20 protein-coding genes are annotated in these 17,880 nt (G+C 65.7%); 11 read left to right on the forward strand and 9 right to left on the reverse strand.

Annotation, left to right across the window (positions count from 1 at the left end; all coding sequences use genetic code 11):
- Positions 1 to 185 precede the first annotated feature (185 nt).
- On the forward strand, positions 186 to 1,154 hold the full coding sequence (locus tag VVS03_RS06180) for a 1,4-dihydroxy-2-naphthoyl-CoA synthase (protein WP_368520846.1): 969 nt from the start codon (positions 186 to 188) through the stop codon (positions 1,152 to 1,154).
- Between the two features lie 3 nt (positions 1,155 to 1,157).
- Here VVS03_RS06180 and VVS03_RS06185 read toward each other — a convergent pair whose 3' ends face one another.
- A complete protein-coding gene (locus tag VVS03_RS06185; RefSeq protein WP_368520847.1) occupies positions 1,158 to 1,991 on the reverse strand; it encodes a 3-hydroxyacyl-CoA dehydrogenase family protein in 834 nt (277 codons plus the stop codon).
- 172 nt (positions 1,992 to 2,163) lie between these two features.
- Here VVS03_RS06185 and VVS03_RS06190 point away from each other — a divergent pair, with 172 nt between their 5' ends.
- The 3 genes from VVS03_RS06190 (at position 2,164) to VVS03_RS06200 (ending at position 5,120) form a co-directional block, all read left to right on the forward strand.
- On the forward strand, positions 2,164 to 2,583 hold the full coding sequence (locus VVS03_RS06190; RefSeq protein ID WP_368520848.1) for a DoxX family protein: 420 nt from the start codon (positions 2,164 to 2,166) through the stop codon (positions 2,581 to 2,583).
- A gap of 11 nt (positions 2,584 to 2,594) precedes the next feature.
- The gene (gene menE / locus VVS03_RS06195; RefSeq protein WP_368520849.1) at positions 2,595 to 3,746 is read left to right on the forward strand and encodes an o-succinylbenzoate--CoA ligase; all 1,152 of its coding nucleotides are present in this window, start codon (positions 2,595 to 2,597) and stop codon (positions 3,744 to 3,746) included.
- A 105-nt stretch (positions 3,747 to 3,851) separates the two neighbouring features.
- A complete protein-coding gene (locus VVS03_RS06200; RefSeq protein ID WP_368520850.1) occupies positions 3,852 to 5,120 on the forward strand; it encodes a DUF418 domain-containing protein in 1,269 nt (422 codons plus the stop codon).
- Positions 5,121 to 5,153: 33 nt separating this feature from the next.
- Here VVS03_RS06200 and VVS03_RS06205 read toward each other — a convergent pair whose 3' ends face one another.
- Positions 5,154 to 6,089 carry an aldo/keto reductase gene (locus tag VVS03_RS06205; protein ID WP_368520851.1) on the reverse strand — a complete coding sequence of 312 codons (936 nt, stop codon included), beginning with the start codon at positions 6,087 to 6,089 and terminating at the stop codon, positions 5,154 to 5,156.
- Between the two features lie 11 nt (positions 6,090 to 6,100).
- Positions 6,101 to 6,787 (reverse strand): metal-dependent transcriptional regulator, encoded by a 687-nt coding sequence (locus VVS03_RS06210; protein ID WP_368520852.1) that lies wholly within the window; start codon positions 6,785 to 6,787, stop codon positions 6,101 to 6,103.
- A gap of 119 nt (positions 6,788 to 6,906) precedes the next feature.
- On the opposite strand from VVS03_RS06210, the gene VVS03_RS06215 reads away from it, so the two are divergent.
- Genes VVS03_RS06215 through VVS03_RS06230 form a run of 4 tightly spaced genes read left to right on the forward strand, consistent with a single transcriptional unit; the run spans position 6,907 to position 10,328 of the window.
- Complete coding sequence (locus tag VVS03_RS06215) at positions 6,907 to 7,857, forward strand: metal ABC transporter substrate-binding protein (RefSeq protein ID WP_368520853.1); 951 nt, start codon at positions 6,907 to 6,909, stop codon at positions 7,855 to 7,857.
- A gap of 1 nt (position 7,858) precedes the next feature.
- Positions 7,859 to 8,626 carry a metal ABC transporter ATP-binding protein gene (locus VVS03_RS06220; RefSeq protein ID WP_368520854.1) on the forward strand — a complete coding sequence of 256 codons (768 nt, stop codon included), beginning with the start codon at positions 7,859 to 7,861 and terminating at the stop codon, positions 8,624 to 8,626.
- The gene (locus VVS03_RS06225; protein ID WP_368520855.1) at positions 8,623 to 9,495 is read left to right on the forward strand and encodes a metal ABC transporter permease; all 873 of its coding nucleotides are present in this window, start codon (positions 8,623 to 8,625) and stop codon (positions 9,493 to 9,495) included. Before VVS03_RS06220 ends, VVS03_RS06225 begins: the two co-directional genes overlap by 4 nt.
- Positions 9,492 to 10,328, forward strand: coding sequence for a metal ABC transporter permease (locus tag VVS03_RS06230; protein ID WP_296202307.1), 837 nt, complete (start codon positions 9,492 to 9,494; stop codon positions 10,326 to 10,328). Before VVS03_RS06225 ends, VVS03_RS06230 begins: the two co-directional genes overlap by 4 nt.
- 116 nt (positions 10,329 to 10,444) lie before the next feature.
- Here VVS03_RS06230 and VVS03_RS06235 read toward each other — a convergent pair whose 3' ends face one another.
- Both VVS03_RS06235 and VVS03_RS11315 read right to left on the reverse strand, forming a co-directional pair.
- Positions 10,445 to 11,479 (reverse strand): ATP-binding protein, encoded by a 1,035-nt coding sequence (locus tag VVS03_RS06235; protein WP_409338332.1) that lies wholly within the window; start codon positions 11,477 to 11,479, stop codon positions 10,445 to 10,447.
- A 97-nt stretch (positions 11,480 to 11,576) separates the two neighbouring features.
- A complete protein-coding gene (locus VVS03_RS11315; RefSeq protein ID WP_409338333.1) occupies positions 11,577 to 11,900 on the reverse strand; it encodes an RNA-binding domain-containing protein in 324 nt (107 codons plus the stop codon).
- A gap of 198 nt (positions 11,901 to 12,098) precedes the next feature.
- On the opposite strand from VVS03_RS11315, the gene VVS03_RS06240 reads away from it, so the two are divergent.
- Both VVS03_RS06240 and VVS03_RS06245 read left to right on the forward strand, forming a co-directional pair.
- Positions 12,099 to 12,995: a 1,4-dihydroxy-2-naphthoate polyprenyltransferase gene (locus tag VVS03_RS06240; protein WP_368520857.1), complete on the forward strand. Its 897-nt coding sequence runs from the start codon at positions 12,099 to 12,101 to the stop codon at positions 12,993 to 12,995.
- A 34-nt stretch (positions 12,996 to 13,029) separates the two neighbouring features.
- Positions 13,030 to 13,929 (forward strand): AEC family transporter, encoded by a 900-nt coding sequence (locus tag VVS03_RS06245; RefSeq protein WP_368520858.1) that lies wholly within the window; start codon positions 13,030 to 13,032, stop codon positions 13,927 to 13,929.
- On the opposite strand, the gene VVS03_RS06250 is transcribed toward VVS03_RS06245, so the two are convergent.
- The gene (locus VVS03_RS06250) at positions 13,926 to 14,180 is read right to left on the reverse strand and encodes a DUF4229 domain-containing protein (protein ID WP_368520897.1); all 255 of its coding nucleotides are present in this window, start codon (positions 14,178 to 14,180) and stop codon (positions 13,926 to 13,928) included. The genes VVS03_RS06245 and VVS03_RS06250 overlap by 4 nt on opposite strands.
- A gap of 314 nt (positions 14,181 to 14,494) precedes the next feature.
- On the opposite strand from VVS03_RS06250, the gene VVS03_RS06255 reads away from it, so the two are divergent.
- On the forward strand, positions 14,495 to 14,773 hold the full coding sequence (locus VVS03_RS06255) for a hypothetical protein (RefSeq protein ID WP_368520859.1): 279 nt from the start codon (positions 14,495 to 14,497) through the stop codon (positions 14,771 to 14,773).
- 24 nt (positions 14,774 to 14,797) lie between these two features.
- Here the strand turns inward: VVS03_RS06255 and VVS03_RS06260 are convergent, their stop codons facing one another.
- The 3 genes from VVS03_RS06260 to VVS03_RS06270 all read right to left on the reverse strand — a co-directional run bounded on the left by VVS03_RS06260 (position 14,798) and on the right by VVS03_RS06270 (position 17,839).
- Complete coding sequence (locus VVS03_RS06260; protein WP_368520860.1) at positions 14,798 to 15,052, reverse strand: helix-turn-helix domain-containing protein; 255 nt, start codon at positions 15,050 to 15,052, stop codon at positions 14,798 to 14,800.
- Between the two features lie 70 nt (positions 15,053 to 15,122).
- Positions 15,123 to 16,160: a c-type cytochrome biogenesis protein CcsB gene (gene ccsB, locus VVS03_RS06265; protein ID WP_368520861.1), complete on the reverse strand. Its 1,038-nt coding sequence runs from the start codon at positions 16,158 to 16,160 to the stop codon at positions 15,123 to 15,125.
- Between the two features lie 80 nt (positions 16,161 to 16,240).
- Positions 16,241 to 17,839, reverse strand: a complete 1,599-nt coding sequence (locus VVS03_RS06270; RefSeq protein ID WP_368520898.1) for a cytochrome c biogenesis protein ResB — start codon at positions 17,837 to 17,839, stop codon at positions 16,241 to 16,243.
- Positions 17,840 to 17,880 lie beyond the last annotated feature (41 nt).

Here is a 17,880-nt window from a genome sequence, read left to right on the forward strand (position 1 = left end):
CGGCTTGAGGTTTACAAGTTTACTTCAGGGTTTGGTGAAGTCAACCGTGGGGCTTGAGGTTTTCTGGTTCGCTTGTAGGTTTCTATTCTTTTGGACTTCGGTTCTTCTGGCCCTCTTTCATGGAGCCGGGTTTAGAGCGGTGCCCGCACGCCTTTTGTCCGTCGGGATTGACTACAGTCGAGACCATGACTGAGCAAAGGAAATACAGCACGGACAACCCGTTCAAGGCGGAGATGTGGGCGCCGGTTGCCGGCTTCGAGGACTTGACGGATGTGACCTACCACCGGCTGCGCGGGGAGAGCCGGGCGGATGGGATTGTGCGCGTGGCGATTGACCGGCCGGAGGTGCGCAACGCTTTCCGGCCGCACACGGTGGATGAGCTGTACCGGGTGCTGGACCACGCGCGGCGCACGCCTGATGTGGGCACGGTGCTGCTGACCGGTAACGGGCCCAGCCAGAAGGACGGCGGCTGGGCGTTTTGCTCCGGCGGCGACCAGCGTATTCGTGGTCGCTCCGGGTACCGCTACGCCACGGAGCACGCGCACGATGACGCCACGGCGGACGAGTCCACGGTGGATACCGCGCGCGAGAAGGTCGAGGGCGGGCGCCTGCACATCCTGGAGGTCCAGCGCCTGATTCGGACCATGCCGAAGGTGGTTATCGCCGTGGTCAACGGCTGGGCGGCCGGCGGCGGGCACTCGCTGCACGTGGTCTGCGATATGACGGTCGCCAGCCGCCAGGAGGCGCGCTTCAAGCAGACCGACGCGGACGTCGGATCCTTTGACGCCGGCTTTGGTTCCGCCTACCTGGCCAAGATGGTGGGCCAGAAGTACGCGCGCGAGATCTTCTTCCTGGGCCGGACCTACGACGCCCAGCGGATGTACGAGATGGGCGCGGTCAACGAGGTCGCCGATCACGGCGAGCTCGAGGACACGGCTATCCAAATGGGCCGCGAAATCAACATGAAGTCCCCCACCGCGCAGCGCATGCTGAAGTTCGCGTTTAACTTGACCGATGACGGCCTGATGGGCCAGCAGGTCTTCGCCGGGGAGGCGACCCGCTTGGCCTACATGACCGATGAGGCGGTCGAGGGCAAGGAGGCTTTCCTCGAAAAGCGCGAGCCCAACTGGGACGACTTCCCCTATTACTACTAGCCGCTACTTCTGCGGCTGGCCGTTTTCCCAGCGGTAGAAGCCCTCGCCGGACTTCAGGCCGAGCTTGCCGTCGTCGACCATCTTGTCCAGCAGCTCCAGCGGGGGGTCGGGGGTCCAGGGCAGCTCGTCGTCGTAGTGGCGCTCGATGTTGCGCACCGTGTCCAGGCCGACGCGGTCCATCATCTCCACCGGGCCGACGGTGCCCTGGGTCAGTTCCTTGAAGGCGGCATCGATAGCCTCCGGATCGGAGACGCCCTCGCCCAGGACGGTGAGGACCTCACGCTTGATGGCGGCCCAGACGCGGTTGATGGCAAAGCCGGTGGATTCCTTGTACACCGGCACGACCTGCAGGCCGTAGGTGGCCATGTGCTCCAGCATGAAGTCGAAGAGCTCCTGGTCGGTCTGGCCGGAGCCCATGATCTCGATGAAGTTCTGCACCGGCGGCATGGCGAAGTGCAGGTTCAAAAAGCGGGTCGGATCCTTGACGTGGTCGACGAAGGTGCTCGACGCGTAGGACGAGGAGTTGGTAGCCAACACGGCATCGTCGTCGAGGGCGTCCTTAAGACCCTCGTAGGTGTCGTTCTTGATATCGACGACCTCGGGGACGGCCTCGATGACCAGCCAGGCGCCACGGGCGGCCTCGTTGTTGTCGTTGAAGTACTTGACCTCGCCGGCGGAAAAGCCGCCGCCCTTGGTCTCGTTGAAGTTGGCCACGTGCTCTTCCAGGTTGGCGTCGATATAGGCCTTGGCCCTATCGAGGGCCTCCGGGGAGACGGGGTCGGGCAAGTGCACTACTCCGCCGCGGACGGAAAGCATCAAAGAGGTGCGCTGGCCCAAACGCCAGCGCCGATGACTACAACGGGACGGTTGTCAGCATTCTTCGGAAGTGCCAAAAGCCCAACCGTACGCTTAATAAATTCTGATGTGTCTGCGATAATTTTTGCGGACTTTTCAACAAGTTTTCTCTCTGGAATGGACAGCACATTAGTTAAAATGTAAAGTGTTGGCCATGAGAATCAGCAGCTCTATTACCCTCCTTGTTTCCCGTATTGCCCTCGGCATTATCCTCATGGGCCACGGCTGGCAGAAGTTCAGCGAGTGGGGAATTGCCGGAACCACCGACTCCTTCGACGCCATGGGCGTGCCGGCCGCCAGCCTGGCCGCCGTCGTGGCAGCCGTCATCGAATTCGTGGGCGGCATCCTCATCATCGCCGGCCTGTTCACCCGCTGGGTCAGCGGCCTAGTCGTCCTGCAGATGATCGGCGCCGGCGTCTTCGCCAACCACTTCTCCTCCGGCCTGTTCATCGACGGTGGCGGCTGGGAGCTCGTCGGCGCAATCGCCGCGGCCGCCCTCACCTTCGTCGCCGTTGGCGCCGGCCAGATTTCCCTGGACCGCATCTTCTTCGGCAAACGCGCCGCCCGCGGCTAAACTATGTGACCGTGACTCATCTCCTCGCCCCGCTAGCCGTCCACCCCGACCGGCCCGCCGCCATCCTCCCCGACCTGGAGGCGGCGATAGCGGGGCATAAGTCTTTTCTGCCCGTGCCCGCCACGGACCGCGCCAAGACCACCGTGCTGACCAATTCCCAGCGCTGCGGCCAGCCCATCGACGCCGACATCGCCCTGGTGGTACCCACCTCCGGGTCCACGGGCACCCCGAAGGGCGCGCAGCTAACCGCGGTCAACCTGGTCGCCAGCGCGGACGCCACCCACCAGCGCCTGGGCGGGCCCGGCCAGTGGCTGCTGGCGATGCCCGCCCACCACATCGCCGGCCTCCAAGTCTTGGTCCGATCGCTCGTCGCCGGCGTGGATCCCTGGTGCCTGGATCTGACGGAAGGCTTCAACGTGGACGCCTTCGCCCACGCCGCCGCAGAACTTAACCGCACCGGGGATCGCCTCTACACCGGCCTGACCCCCATGCAGCTGGGCAAGGCGCTAGACTCCCTGGCCGGCATCGAGGCGCTGCGCGCCTTCGACGCCATCCTGGTCGGCGGCGCGGCCCTGCACCCGCAGCTCGCCGAGTCCGCGGCCAAGCTGGACATCGCCGTCGTGACCACCTACGGCTCCTCCGAGACCGCCGGCGGCTGCGTCTACGACGGCCAGGCCCTGCCCGGCACCCAGGTCGCCGTGGACAACGGCCGCATCTACCTGGGCGGGCCCACCATCGCCCAGGGCTACCGCAACGTGCCGGATCACCCGGCCTTCGCCCGGCCCGGCTGGTTCGCCACCTCCGACGGCGGTCTCCTCCACGGCCAGGGCGAGACCGCCCGGCTGGAGGTCACCGGCCGCCTGGACAACATCATCGACTCGGGCGGGCTGAAGCTGCACCCCGAGGTGCTCGAGCGCGCCATCCAGTCCGTGCCCGGCGTCAACGACGTCTGCGTGGTCGGTGTCCCCCACCCGCGGCTGGGCCAGGCCATCGTGGCCGCCTACACCGGCTGGGCCTCCCGCGGGGACATCATCGACGCGCTCGAGGAAACCGATACCCCACGCTGGCAGCTGCCCAAGGATCTGCGCCGGATGGACGAGCTTCCCACCACCGGCCCGGGCAAGGTCAACCGCCAAGCAATCATCCAGCTTTTCCAGGGCTAGTTAGCGGCATCTTCGGGGCCAGCGCGCATGCTAGCCCCAGTAACTTTCCACCCGTCGCGTTTAGAGTTTCTGCTCAGTCAATTCGAAGCAGAAAGAAGGCTCTACATGAATAAAGGACACGGGGCGTTGCCGGCGTCTCGCATTGTGGCTCTGGACGTCCTGCGCGGCGTCGCCATCCTGGGCACCTTGCTCACCAATATCTGGATCTTCGCCAACCTGGCGCGGGACTTCGACACCGTGCTCTCCACCTCCACCATGGCGCAGGAGGTCACGAATTGGTTCACCGGCACCGCCACCGGACCGAAAGACGAGCTGCTCGTCGACTTCCTCCTCTACCTGGTCAGCGACGGCAAATTCCTCGGCCTGCTGACCATCATGTTCGGCATCGGCATGGAGATCCAGCGCCAGTCCGCGCTGCGCCGCGGCCTCCCCTGGCCCGGCGGCTACCGCTGGCGGGCGGGCCTTCTGGTCCTCGAAGGCCTGCTGCACTACATCTTCATCTTCTCCTACGACGTGCTCATGGGCTACGGCCTCATCGCGCTGGTCGTAGCCGGGCTGCTCGCCCGCAGCGAGAAGGTCCAGAACTGGGCCATCGGCCTCTCGCTGAGCGTCCACCTGGTGGTCCTGGGACTTATCACCGTGAGCAACTGGCAGGGCAAGCACGCGGCCCAAATGGATCTCAACGCGATGGGCGATGACGCAAACATCTGGGAGGAGCTCTTCCCCGACACCTCGCACTACTGGCCGATGGTCCAGGACCGCCTCGCGGGCTTCTGGAGCGGGCGCTACGAGGTAGCCATCATGTTTGCCATGGGCATTGCCCTCTTCCTCATCGGCGCGCGCCTCTACCGCGCCGGCCTCTTCCTCCCCGCGCAATCTCGCCTGCGCCGCCGGGTGCTCCTGCTCGCCTTCGGCGTCGGCCTACCCCTGGACTGGGCCCTGCGCGCCTTTGCCACCATGGACGCCAGCGCGATTACCCGCTACCTGACCTCCTCGTTCGCGGCCTTCGGGATCCTGGCCGCCGTGGCGGAGTTCTACGTGCGCAAGAACAACCACGCCGGCGTTATCGGCCGCTGCCTCCAAGCCGTCGGCCGGATGGCCCTGAGCTGCTATATCCTGCAGAACATCCTGGCGTCCCTGATCTTCTATGACTTCGGCCTGGGGATGACCCAGCGCATCTCCGGGCGGGGGCAGACCTGGTGGGTGCTGGGCATCTACCTGGGCATCTGCGCCTTCCTGGTGGTCTTTAGCCGCCTGTGGCTGTCCAAGTTCTCCCGCGGGCCAATCGAGCTGGTCTTGGCCGCCGCGCTGCGGCGCCTCAGCCCGCCCAAGGCGACGCCCGTCCCAGTCCGCGAGCCGGCCGTCGCCGGCTAGGCCGATAGCGCCGGCTAGGGCTGTGCCGCCGGCCTAGTTTTCCAGGCCAGCATCCATAAACGACAGGTGCTTGTCCGTGTAGCGCGCGCCGGCCACGGGGTGGGCGGCCACGGCGGCATCGACGGCCTCGACCTGGGCCGGGTCCAGCGGCTGTGCCGCGGCGTTGGCGCGGATGCGCTCCAGGTTGGTGCTGCCGGCCACCGGGTAGATATCCGTGCCCTGGGCCAGCAGCCAGCCCAGCGCGAGCTGCGCCGGGGTCATCCCCCACTCCTCGGCCAGCGCGAAGAGGGCCTGAGCCAGCTGCCTATTCGCCGCGAAGTTCTCCGCGTGCAGGCGCGGCGACGAGGAGTCATCGTTCGGCTGGGCCGAGCCGGCCAAAAAGCCCTTGCCCAGCGGGGAATAGGCCATGAAATCCAGGCCCAGCTCGCGGGCGACCGGCAGGACGGTGGCCTCCGGGCCACGGGTCCACAGGGAATATTCGTGCTGGATAACGCTGAGCGGGCATTCCGCATGCGCGCGACGGATGGTATCCGGGGCGGCCTCGCACAGGCCGAAACGGGCGACCTTGCCCTCCTGGATGAGCTCGCCGACAGTACCCGCAAACTCCTCGATGGGCACCTGCGGGTCCACGCGGTGCTGGAGGTAGACGTCCAATTGGTCCCTCCCTAGGCGCCGCAGCGAGCCCTCAGCGCTGGCCCGGATAACCTCCGGGCGGGAGTTGAGCCGGCCGGTCGGGGTGCCGCCTTCTATCTCCCAGCCGAATTTGGTGACCACGGTGCCGCGACCGCCCAGGGCCTCGCCCAGCAGTTCCTCGCCGGTAAACGGGCCCTGGATCTCCGAGGTGTCAAAGGTATCCACCCCGGCCTCCAGCGCGCCGCGCAGGACGTCGACCATCTCCGCTCGGCGCGGGGAATCCGGGTAGGAGTGCGGGGTCATGGAGGTACAGCCTAAAACTACGCGGGAAGTCATACCTGCCCAGTCTAGCCGTCGTTACCTGCCGGCCGGACGACCATTTCCTGGGCCACGCCCTCGGCCACGGTGAAGGTGGCCCCAGCGGAGGTTGCCACCTCTAACAGCCCGGCCATGGGGGCGGCGACCACGCGCAAGGCCGATCCCGGGTGCACGGAAAAGCGGTCGAGGTAGCGCAGCAGCTCCGGGTCGGAGTCGTTGACCTGCTCGAGGAGCACCTCTGCCCCGGGTTCTGCCTGGGCGAGGCGTTGCGGCGACAGCGGCTCCGAACTGCCGTCCGCGCGCGGGATGGGATCGCCGTGCGGGTCGCGGACCGGGTGCCCCAGGTGGGCATCGATAGCGTCGACGAAGCGATCGGAGGTGGCGTGTTCCAGGGCGTCCGCTTCGGCGTGGACCTCGTCCCAGCTATAGCCGAGGGTGCACACCAGGAAGGTCTCTAGCAGGCGGTGGCGCCGCGCCATCACCACGGCCAGCTCGCGGCCGGTCGGGGTCAGACCCACGCCGAAGTAGCGCTCGTGGACCACGAGCTCCTGCTTAGCCAGGCGCTTGACCGCCTCGGAGGCCGTGGGCAGCTTCTGCTGCAGCGCGGTGGCGAGCTCACCTAGCGCCATGGGGGTGCCCTCGCCGTGGCGTTCCTCATAGTCCCACAGGACCTTCAGGTAGTCCTGCGTGCGTTCGGGCAGATCGCTGACATGCATGGGGGCTATTTTAGCTAGCTCGTTGCAGAGCGCGGGGTTCACTGTGTACGGTCTTAGTTATTCAACCCATTGAACTTCGACATTCATTTCCATATTCTTGAAAGGAGGTGGCACCCACGGTGAAACGTCGCACTTCCCTGGCCGCTACGGCCCTGACGTTGGCTACCCTGACTGCCACCCTGACCGCCTGCTCGTCCGACTCCGCGGAATCCACCGGATCGGCGGGCAGCGCGGGCACACCCCTGACCGTCTTCGCCACCACCGGCTACCTAGCCGACGCCGTACACAACATCGCCCCGGACGCCGAGGTCACCACCATGGTCGGCCCGGGCGGCGACCCGCACACCTACCAGCCCACCACCCAGGACATGGAGGCCATGCGCGACGCCGACCTGGTCCTGTGGAACGGCCTGCACCTCGAGGCCCAGATGATCGACCAGCTCGAGTCCCTGGGCGACAAACAGCTGGGCGTCGGCGAGAAGCTCGACAAGCGCGACCTGTTGCCCTGGCCGGAACAGGGCCCGGAGGGCGAAAAACTCTACGACCCGCACATCTGGAACAGCCCGCAGCTGTGGTCCCAAGTGGTCGACGAAATCGGCGACAAGCTCGGCGAGATCGATGCGGACAACGCCGCGGATTACGAAAAGGCCGCCGACTCTTACGAAGAAAAGATCGCCGACGCCCACTCGAAGGCCGAAAAGGCGCTAGAAGGCGCCGACCCGCGCGTGCTGATCACCGGCCACGACGCCTTCAACTACTTCGGCAAGACCTTCAACTTCGAGGTCCACGCCACGGACTTCGTCACCACCGAGGCCGCGCTGTCACCGACGCAGATCTCCGAGCTGGCCGACACCATCGCCAAGGAGAAGGTGCCGGTCATCTTCCAGGACAACCAGGCCAATCCGCAGGCCATTACCTCCCTGAAGGAGGCGGTCCACTCCCGCGGCTGGGACGTTCACGTCTCCGACCAGGAGCTTTTCGCCGATACCCTGGGCCCGACCGCGCCGACGGATACCTACCTGGGCGCCTTCCAGCACAACGCCGAGGCCGTTGCGGAGGCGCTGTCCTAGAATGTCCACGCTTCACCAGGTGCCACGGGCACGCAGCAACGGCGATTGCGAGCGGGCGATGCTCCGCGTCAGCCACCTGACCGCCGGCTACGGCAGGCACGCAATTCTTAAAGACGCCTCCTTCGCGCTGCGCCGCGGGGCGATTACGGGGCTGGTCGGCGCCAACGGCGCGGGCAAGTCCACGCTGGTCAAGACCCTCACCGGGCTGATCAAGCCGCTGGCGGCGGAGGAGCTGTCCTTCGACGGACAGTCCCTCGACCGCTTCCGCCAACGGCTGGGCTATATGCCCCAGCACACGGACGTCGACTGGCAGTTCCCCGCCACCGTGGCTGATGTCGTGCGCATGGGCCGGCTGCCGCGCTTGCGCTGGTGGCAGTGGCCCAGCCGCGCGGACCGCGCGGCCGTGACGAAGGCCCTGCACGAAACCGGGATGGATAGTCATGCGCGCATGCCCATCGGGCAGCTGTCCGGCGGGCAGCGCCAGCGCACGCTTCTGGCGCGCACCCTGGTGAATGAACCCGACCTGCTCATCCTGGACGAGCCCTTCGCCGGCGTGGACGCCGCCAGCCAGGACGCCATCATGGCCATCATCCGCGCCCGGCGCGACGACGGCGCCGCGGTCCTGCTGGTCCACCACAACCTCGCGGAGGTCACCCACTACTGCGACGACGTGGTAGCCCTCGGCCACGGCCGCGTGCTGGCCACCGGGCCGGTGGCTGAGGCTCTGCAGGATTCCGTGGTCAATGAGATGTTCGGGTTGCCTGCATGAACCCGCTCGATCTCTTAGACAACTACACCTACACGCAGGCCCTCGTTGGCACCGTGGGCCTGGGCGTGTGCGCCGGGGCGCTGGGGCCGCTGATTTACCTGCGGCGCCAGTCGCTGCTGGCGGATGCGATCTCGCACTCCGCCCTGCCCGGCCTGCTCGTCGCCTTCCTCGCCGCCACCATGCTGGGGCTAAACGGCCGTAACCCGCTGGCGCTCGTCGTCGGCTCGGTGCTTTCCGGGGTGCTCGCCGTGGCGATCATCAACGCCCTGGTACGCCACACCCCGCTGCGCCCGGACGCGGCCATGGCGGCCACCTTAACCACATTCTTCTCACTCGGCATGCTGTTGATGCAGTACATTTCCCGCCACCCCCTGCCCGGCAAGGCCGGCATCCAGGACTACCTGCTGGGGAATGCCTCCACCCTCACGCGCGCCGATGTGAGCCTCATACTCGTCATTGGCGTCGGCACATTGTTGATTCTTTCTTGGGTACACGATAAACAGTCTGCCGTCGTCTTTGACGTCTCCTTTGCACAGGTGGCCGGCCTGGCTGTCCGGGTGCTGGACTGGTTAAGCTTCCTCGCGCTCACGGTGGTCACGGTCTCCGGGGTCAAGGTCTCCGGCGTGGTGTTGATGGTGGCCGTGGTCATCGCCCCGGCTGCCGCCGCCCGGCAGTGGACCACCCGCCTGCTCCCCTTCATTGCCCTGTCTGCCGCCTTCGGCGGGCTGGCCGCCGCGGTCGGGTGCTATATCTCCATTGCCTACGGACCGCTGCCCACCGGCCCGGTCATCGTCCTCGTCCAGGCCGCCCTCGTGGCCGTATCCTTCGCCCGCACAGGCTTAAGCCGCCGCCAGGAGGTGCGCGCATGAGTCTCGCTTTTTCCGCCTGTTTGCTGGCCATCCTCACTTCGCTGGCCTGCGCTATCCCCGGCATTTTTGTCGTGCTGAAGGGCGAGTCCATGGTCATCGACGGCATCGGCCACGCGGTCCTGCCCGGCATCGCCGTGGGCTACCTGTTCACCGCGGATATCGGCTCACCCTGGCTCCTGCTGACCGCCGCGCTCGGCGGGCTGGCCGTCGCCCTGCTCACCGAGTGGCTCGGCCGCGCCAAGCTAGTCACCGGCGATGCCTCCTTGGGCCTGGTATTCCCCGCCCTCTTTGCCTTCGGCACCATCCTGATTTCGACCAAGATGTCCCACGTCCACTTGGACGTGCACACCGTGCTGGTCGGTGATCTCAACCTGGCGGTTTTCGCCAACCCGAACTACCTCTGGGTCATGCTGACCGTGCTTATCATCAACGCCGCCTTTGTCGCCGTGGCTTTCCCGCGGCTGACGGCCAGCTCCTTCGATGCCGAGTTCTGCCGCATCCAGGCAATAGGCGGCCGCGGCCTGCACACCGCGTTCATGGCCCTGGTGGCGTTCAGCGCCACCGCGGCCTTCCACGCCGCCGGCGCCATGCTGGTCATCGCGCTCATGGTCTTCCCCGCCATCACCGCCCGGCTGCTGGCCCACCGCGTGCTGCCCATGCTGGGGCTCGCCTGCCTGGTAGCAACCGGCACGGCGATCGCCGGCTTCTGGGCCGCCTACCACCTCCAGGCTGCCACCTCCGCCGCCATGACCGTAGCCAACGCCGTGGTTTTCGCCGCCGCCCTCGGTGTCTATGCGTGGCGCAGCCGCCAGAACACCCGACGCCACATCTGAGCACAATAGAACATGGCTACTACACCAGCTTCCCACTCAACTTCCCACTTAACATAACACTGTGGGAAGTTAAGTGGGAAGCTGAGTGGGAAGTAGTAAACCCGGCTAATCTCCGACTAACGGCGCACAAGCCGATAACGTTGACGCGGGCTCCTCGTCGGCTCGGTCCGCTCCACCTTGCCTTCAGCAATTAATTCATTTAGCGCCTTCTGGACTGCAGTTCTACTCAACCCCGTAGCATGTACAGTCTCAGTCGTTGAAGCCGATACATAGCTTTCCAGGTGTGCGAGAACCTGATCACGGGCGGTCCCGTAGCTTTCAGTAGAGGCCACTCGCCGCCGGTGGAAGGTGATCGTAAAACTGTCGATTCGGTTGAGATAAGTCGGCGGGGGCATCAGCGCATCCGCTAGCGAACGTTGAATAGTGGGGATTCCTGTCCCCCGGTTTTCCGCCACAGCCCCGCCTCCCGGCAGTGGGATGTCTTCGAGGAAGGTAGTAATACGCTGATTTCTTGTGGAGCTAACTCCTGGTGCACCGAGCGTGCGCACCGATACCCCGCCGTAGAGACCACCTGGACTGGTAATTTCCAGCCGGTCGACGAACATATTGATCTGGACCGGCGCGCCCAGGCTGGCCGGCGAGTAGTCGCGGTGCATCAACGCGTTGACGAGTGCCTCTCGTACCGCAACAGGCGGATAGTCCGGGACATCGGTGCGGAAGACATCTCCAATTAGCGCCCCTGTACGCATGTTCCGCTCTACAGCCGCCACGCCTGCCTGAACAATTTCTGGAATACTTCCCGTGATGGTCTGGCTGTCGAGCAGCCGGTGGCCAGTGGCCACTTCTGCCTTGTCTGTACCAGGAAAAAGAGCAAAGGTGGCCGTCAGCCGGGGGTAGAACTCCTGCGGGTATTCGCCCATGACAAGCAGCGCAGCCAAAGTAGGATTGCTGCCCTTCGTAATGCGCAACCTCTTCAGCGCTAGATCACGCCCCTCAGCGAAGGTTTTAGGGCGGCGTTTCTCCTGCAAGGCAAGGAAACTGGACAACTGGGCATCACCCAGATCATCTACGCCTGCCTCGACAACGGCTTCTTCATCCCACTTTGGCTGCGCATGCTCTTCCACAAGACGATCGATTTCGTAGTTCGTCAAGCGTAAGTCACCGTCGCCAGTGCGCACATAACTCCCGCCGTATTTGCCTTGGTCCGTTACGTAACAAGGCTTATCGCGGCTAGGAAGGGCCTCGATCTTAGCGGCCAGGATTACCTCTCCCTCGAAGGATTACCTCTCCCTCGAAGGGAATCAGATCGATTGTGGGGCGCACAGGTGGAGTTAGCTGCTGGCAGCGCTGTTCAAGCTGGTCTTGAGCTCTTCGCGCATCGAACCCCTCAATCGGCTGGAAGGCCAAGTCTTCAGTAAGTCCGACAAGCAATAGCCCGCCGTCGCCGTTAGAAAACGCGCTTAAAGACTCGCGGACGCTCTTACCCACGCCAGATTTAACTTCAACCGATTGCTCATCAGTGCCTATGAGGCGCAGATTCGCGACTAAAGTCGCCAGCTCGTTCTCGTTCATCCTATCCCGCTTCCGCCAGCTTCCCACTTAGCTTCCCATTTAACATAACACTGTGGGAAGTTAAGTGGGAAGTTAAGTGGGGAAGTTGACTTCGCCGGGTCGGAACTAGTGCTTTCGGGTGGGTAAGTTGGGATTCCGGCTGGCTCTGGGACGGCAGTTAGTTAAAGCGCTAACCGAGCGCGTGGCACAATGGGCTGTATGTCAGCTGCTGGAAAGAAGTACTCCGCCACCCGCGCGGATTGGATTGAAGGGGCCCGGCCGCACACCTGGGCCAACGCTTTCGCCCCGGTCGTCGCCGGCACCGGCGCGGCCGCCTCGCTGGGCCAGGCCCACCTCGGGCGGGCCCTGCTCGCGCTCATCGTGGCCTGGGCGCTCATCATCGGCGTCAACTTTGCCAACGACTATTCCGACGGCATTCGCGGCACTGACGATGACCGCTCCGGCCCGCAGCGGCTCACCGGCGGCGGGCTCGCCAAGCCCGCCCACGTCAAGTACGCCGCCTTCGGCTGCTTCGCCGTGGCCGGCATCGCCGGCATCATCCTGTCCCTGTGGGCGGGTGCCTGGTGGTTCATCCTCGTCGGCGCGCTGTGCATCGCCGGCGCATGGTTTTATACCGGCGGCAAGAACCCCTACGGCTACCGCGGACTCGGCGAGGTCGCCGTCTTCATCTTCTTCGGGCTGGTGGCCGTGCTGGGCACCGAGTTCACCCAGGCCGGCCGCATCTCCTGGACCGGCCTCGCGCTGGCCGTGGGCGTGGGCGCGATGAGCTCCGCGGTCAACCTGGCCAACAACATCCGCGATATCCCCTCGGACGCCGCCACCGGCAAGATCACCTTGGCCGTCACCCTGGACAACGAGCGCGCCCGCCTGCTGTTTACCGTGCTCCTGCTGTTGCCGGTGCTGCTGACCATCGGCATCGCCTTCGACTCCTGGCTGGCGCTGCTGGGCCTGGTCTACTTCCCGTTCGCGCTCGGCGCGGTGCGCACCGTCAACCGCGGCGCCCAGGGCCGGGAGCTCATCCCGATCCTCGGCATGGCCGGCCGGGCCATGCTCATCTGGGCCGTGGTCGTAGCCATCGCGCTGATCATCGTCTAGGCAGGATCCACCGACTGCAGGAAAGGTGCGCTAGATGCTAGGGGTTATCACCGGGTTCGCCATCATCCTGGCCGTCATCTTCGTCGGCTGGCTGCTCGCCGTGCGCGGGGTCATCGGCTCCGACCGCGAGCGCCTGATGTTCAACCGGGTGGCCTTCTACGCCGCGACGCCGGCTTTGCTCTTCCACTCCGTGGCGCGCTCGGATCCCGGGGTGGTCTTCTCCCCGGTCATCCTGGTAGTCATCGGGGCGACCGTCGTGGTCGCTGCCGTCTACGCGGCCCTGCACTTCCGCCAGTCCCTGCCGGATATCGCCTCCGGCGCGGCCGCGGCCAGCTACTTCAACTCCGTCAACATCGGCCTGCCGGTGAGCACCTACGTGCTGGGCGATTCCACGTATGCCATCCCCGTCGTCTTCATCCAGATGGTTCTGTTCACCCCGCTCATCCTGGGCGCGCTGGGCGGCAAGTCCCTGCTGGGTGGGATCAAGACCGGGCTGCTCTCCCCCATGGTGGTGGCCAGCTTCCTGGGCTTTATCGTGGCCTGGCGCGGCTGGGAAATCCCGGCGCCCATCATGGAGCCCATCGGCCTGCTGGGCGGGGCGTCCATCCCCATGATCCTGATGAGCTTCGGCGCCTCCCTGAAGACCTCCGCGGTGCTTTCCGATCCCTCCGCGCGCCGCCCCACCGCGACGGCAACGCTGCTGAAACTGGTGGGCATGCCGCTGGCGGCCTTCGGCCTGGCGAGCATTTTCGGCCTGAGCGCCGACGCCACCTACGCCGCGGTTATCCTCTGCGCGCTGCCCACGGCCCAGCAGGTCTACAACTACGCGGCCACCTTCCAGCGCGGCCAGACCGTCGCCCGCGACGTGGTCTTCCTGACCACCTTCGCCGCGCTGCCGGTGATGCTGGTGGTAGCCTTCCTCTTCGGCCGCTAGTTACGGCCGGCCAGCTCGCGCTGGACCCAGGCCTTGTGGGCCTTGCGCTGGCGGGAGTACTCGGCCAGCGAATTCGTGGCCTCGAGCCGCCACTTGGTGAAGATGAGCATAGACAGCGGCAGCGCCAGGAACAGGGCCAACAGCGCGGAGAGGATCAGCGGCACCGGGGCGCCAATGAGCATGGCCAGGCCCTGGATGACCGCCGTCAGGACCAGGAAGAGAACCAGGCGGGCCAGGCCGTACTTGGCCATCGCCTTGCGCGAGGCAGAGCGCAGCTCCGGGTCGGGCTTGGGCGGCTCGTGCTCGCCCCGCTCCCCCGCGGCGGCAGTAGCCGCATCGGCAGCCTGCGCCGCACCCGCCTGGCCGGCCGGCCGGGCGGCGCCCGCCGGGGTTGCCGGGGCAGCCGGGGTGGCCGGGGTGGCATCGTGAGCCGGGGCCGACGTGGGAGTCGATTCCGGGGTCGCCGCGGGGCGGTTCTGGGCTTCGTTATCGTGGGCTGACACGTCAGACATTTTACCTTCGCCTAAGCTAGTCGGTTAATTTTTGGTTAAGTACTATGGAGGGCATGGGACGCCTCATCCTTCTCCTCCTCATCGTTGCCGCCGTCATCCTAGTCTGGAAGGCCTTCGGCCCCGGCACGTGGGGCAAGCGGACCGAAATCCAGGCGGATAACCGCGCCCCAAGCCCCAAGCAGATCAAGGGCCCGGATGACGACGAAGAGTTCCTGTGGAACATTGAGAAGCAGCGCTTCAAGGAGCGCCGCGCGCGGGAGGCGCGGGAGGCCGAGCAGCGCCGCCAGCAGGAACGCCAGCGCCGGCAGCAGCCCCCGCAGGACGAGACCTAAGCCCCGCGGGCATGTGGGTGCGGCCTACTCGGACGCGTCCTTAAACGTGAGCTCCAGGCCCAGCGCCTGGGCCACGGCCGCGACCTTTTCCCACCGCACGCCCGTGCCGCCGTGCTCGATGGTGTGCAGCGTCGAGCGGGACACGCCCGCGTCCTCGGCGAGCTTTTGCTGCAGGATGCCGCGCTCCCGGCGGCACCGGGCCAGGTACTCGCCCAAGTGCAGCAACTGCGGATTGTCCCCGGCCGGCTTGCCGGGCTTGTTACGAGTGCGGTTTTCCATTCGGTAGACCTCCCGCCACCAATCGCGGCAGTAATGAGCTAGTGGGAGTGAGCTAGTGGGAAGCTCGCGGCTAGTTCAGGCCCGCGTAGGAGTGCAGGCCGGAGACCACCATGTTAATGAAGAACAGGTTGAAGATCATGGTGGCCAGCGCCAGGATGTTGACCCAGGGGGCGTACTTGCGGGCCGAGGGGGTCGCGCGCATGTGCAGGTAGGCCGCGTAGAGGATCCAGGTGGCAAAGGAGACGGTCTCCTTCGGGTCCCAGCCCCAGAAACGGCCCCAGGCGGACTCCGCCCAGATAGCGCCCAGGACAATGCCTAAGCCAAGGGTGGGCAGGGTGATGACCGCCAAGCGGTAGGCCAGCTGGTCCAGCTTCTTCGCCGAGGGCAAAATCATCGTGATGGTGCCCAGGAAGCCATGCTCCTCGCCCTTGGGCTGCGCGCGGCGCAGCAGATACAGAATCGAGGCGATGCCGGAGACAATACCGATGGACGCGCCCACGGAGACCGTGGTGACGTGGATGGGCAGCCAGTGCGACTGCAGCGCCGGGACGACCGGGGCGGACTCCGCGTACAGCTTGGTGGAGCCGTAGAACAGGAGGGCCAACATCGGGGTCAGCAGCCACGGCCACAGCGGGCGCCACTGCTTGCGTTGCAGGGAGATCGCGGCGACGACCATGGTGCCGGCGGTGACCATCAGGACGTACTCGTAGAGGTTGCCGAACGGGAAACGGCCGGTGGCCAGGCCGCGCAGGACAATCGCCACCAGGTGCAGGACCACGGCCAGCCAGATGAGCGACTGGGTCATGTTGCCAATCTTGTCGGCGCGGCGCTCACGGTGTGCAACCTCGTCCGCGGTCGGGGCGGGCTCGGCGCCCGAGGCCCCGACGGGGGTGGCGGCGGCGTCGCTAGACCCGGCGCCCACCGCGGCGAGCTCCTTGTTTTCCTTGCGACCCTTCGCCTTTTCTTCCTGGGCCGCGCGGCGGGTCTCCAAGAGGCTCTTCATGCGCCCGTAGTACATCAGGGACATGAAAAGGGCGACGATATAGATGACAAACGCGGTCTGTACCGCGATGTCCGAAAAGTTCGACAGGTTCTGATCGACCGGCATACACACCTACTCTGACAGATTGCGTTCGCAGATTAGACTACCCCTGGCCAGCACGGGAATCCAACTTTAGATGGAGAGGATTATCTGTCTTCGTAATCGTAGAGCTCGTCCTCTTCCGTCTCCTCCGGATCGGGCAGCTCCAGCAGCTCACGGTAGAGCACGTGGAACTCTTCCGACCAGCCGGCCCGGTCCGTGCGCGACAGGCCCGCCATCTCAATGGCGGTGGTGCCGTCGGCGTTCGGGCGCAGGCGCACCCACACGCGGCGGCGCTTGATGACCAGCGAGCCGACCAGGGAGGCCAGCATGACCAGTGCGGAGACGAGCACCCAGAACTGCATCGGGTCGTAGGAGACCTGGTAGTTGGCGAACTCGTTGGCGCCGTCGAAGGTGACCTTGGTGCCGTCGTCGAGCGTGACCGACTCGCCCATCCCCAGGTTGACGCGCTCCAGCTTCTGCAGGGCGCCCGAGTGCATCAGCGTCGAGTCCAGGGAGAAGATGGACTGCGCCGTGCCGGTGTCCAGGCCCGCGTCGCCGCGGTAGATGTCGATGGCCAGCGCCGGGTCCATCATGGACGGGAAGGACGAGGACAGCAGCTCGCCGTTCTCGCCGGACCAGCTGGCCGTCGGCGCGAACAGGCCCTGGATGGCCAGCTGGTTCTGGCGGCGCTCGTAGAGGTCCGGGTACACGCCGGCCGGCGGGTCGAAGCGCATGGCGCCCGAGGACAGGAAGTTCGTCAGATCGTCCGGGCGGAACTGCATGGTCTGCGTGCGCTTCTCCCCGTCCGGCCACTCTACCGTCACGGTGGGCGCGAAGCCGTGGCCCTGCAGGTAGACGCGGTTATTGGCCAGGCGCAGCGGGTGGTTGACCTTGAGCTCGTAGTCGTCCCAGGCTTCTTCGCTGGCGTAGATGTCCTCGCCCTCGGCGTAGGAGACGTTCGAGGTAAACATCTCCGCCTGTCCGTTCGGCAGGTAGTCCGCGGTGAAATCGTGCGCGACCAGGCAGAAGGGGTGCAGCCCCGTGCCGTCGAAGAGCGGGCCGGCGCGGAAGGAGTCGTAGTTCGACGTCGAGGTGTTGCAGAACTCGGTGGATTGCTCGGCATCGGAGGCAGAAACGTGCTTGCCGGACTCGGTGACCACGATGACCTGGCCCTCGTAGTAGACCATGCGGCCCACGGCGATGGTGACCAGCATGGCCACGAGCGCGACGTGGAAAATCAGGTTGGCCAGCTCGCGGGAGTAGCCGCGCTCGGCCGAAAAGGCCAGCGCCCCGGCGCGATCCTCGCCCGGCTCGTAGCGGGCCACGCGCCAGCGCTTGAACATCGCCTGGGTCTTGTCGCTGAGCTCCTCGATGCCGCGCTCCGAGGTGCCCTCGGCGTGCAGCGGCATGCGGGTCAGGAACTTGGGCGGGCGGGTCGGCTGAGTCTTCCACGCCTTGTAGTGATTCCACGAGCGCGGCAGGATGCAGCCGATGAGCGAGATGGTCAGCAGCACGAAGATGGCGATGAACCACGTGGAGGAGAAGACGTCGAAAAGCTGCAGCTTGTCGTAGATCTCGGCGATGGTGCCGTTGGTCTCGATGAACTCGTTGACGTTGGCCTCGTTGAGGTCACGCTGCGGCAGCAGGGAGCCAGGGATCGCGGCGACCGCCAGCAAAAACAGCAGCGCCAAGGCGGTGCGCATACTGGTCAGCCAGTTCCAGCCCCGCTTGAGCCAGGTGCCGA

Origin of the sequence: Corynebacterium sp. LK2537, from assembly GCF_040946485.1 — a bacterium.
Lineage (GTDB): Bacteria > Actinomycetota > Actinomycetes > Mycobacteriales > Mycobacteriaceae > Corynebacterium.

What these genes read in the sequence shown, in the direction of transcription:
- VVS03_RS06180 (WP_368520846.1), top strand. Translation starts at nt 186, where the DNA reads ATGACTGAGCAAAGGAAATACAGCACGGACAACCCGTTCAAGGCGGAG.
- VVS03_RS06190 (WP_368520848.1), top strand. Translation starts at nt 2,164, where the DNA reads ATGAGAATCAGCAGCTCTATTACCCTCCTTGTTTCCCGTATTGCCCTC.
- VVS03_RS06200 (WP_368520850.1), top strand. Translation starts at nt 3,852, where the DNA reads ATGAATAAAGGACACGGGGCGTTGCCGGCGTCTCGCATTGTGGCTCTG.
- VVS03_RS06205 (WP_368520851.1), bottom strand. Translation starts at nt 6,089, where the DNA reads ATGACTTCCCGCGTAGTTTTAGGCTGTACCTCCATGACCCCGCACTCC.
- VVS03_RS06210 (WP_368520852.1), bottom strand. Translation starts at nt 6,787, where the DNA reads ATGCATGTCAGCGATCTGCCCGAACGCACGCAGGACTACCTGAAGGTC.
- VVS03_RS06220 (WP_368520854.1), top strand. Translation starts at nt 7,859, where the DNA reads ATGTCCACGCTTCACCAGGTGCCACGGGCACGCAGCAACGGCGATTGC.
- VVS03_RS06225 (WP_368520855.1), top strand. Translation starts at nt 8,623, where the DNA reads ATGAACCCGCTCGATCTCTTAGACAACTACACCTACACGCAGGCCCTC.
- VVS03_RS06230 (WP_296202307.1), top strand. Translation starts at nt 9,492, where the DNA reads ATGAGTCTCGCTTTTTCCGCCTGTTTGCTGGCCATCCTCACTTCGCTG.
- VVS03_RS11315 (WP_409338333.1), bottom strand. Translation starts at nt 11,900, where the DNA reads ATGAACGAGAACGAGCTGGCGACTTTAGTCGCGAATCTGCGCCTCATA.
- VVS03_RS06240 (WP_368520857.1), top strand. Translation starts at nt 12,099, where the DNA reads ATGTCAGCTGCTGGAAAGAAGTACTCCGCCACCCGCGCGGATTGGATT.
- VVS03_RS06245 (WP_368520858.1), top strand. Translation starts at nt 13,030, where the DNA reads ATGCTAGGGGTTATCACCGGGTTCGCCATCATCCTGGCCGTCATCTTC.
- VVS03_RS06250 (WP_368520897.1), bottom strand. Translation starts at nt 14,180, where the DNA reads ATGGCCAAGTACGGCCTGGCCCGCCTGGTTCTCTTCCTGGTCCTGACG.
- VVS03_RS06255 (WP_368520859.1), top strand. Translation starts at nt 14,495, where the DNA reads ATGGGACGCCTCATCCTTCTCCTCCTCATCGTTGCCGCCGTCATCCTA.
- VVS03_RS06260 (WP_368520860.1), bottom strand. Translation starts at nt 15,052, where the DNA reads ATGGAAAACCGCACTCGTAACAAGCCCGGCAAGCCGGCCGGGGACAAT.
- ccsB (WP_368520861.1), bottom strand. Translation starts at nt 16,160, where the DNA reads ATGCCGGTCGATCAGAACCTGTCGAACTTTTCGGACATCGCGGTACAG.
- VVS03_RS06270 (WP_368520898.1), bottom strand. Translation starts at nt 17,839, where the DNA reads ATGCGCACCGCCTTGGCGCTGCTGTTTTTGCTGGCGGTCGCCGCGATC.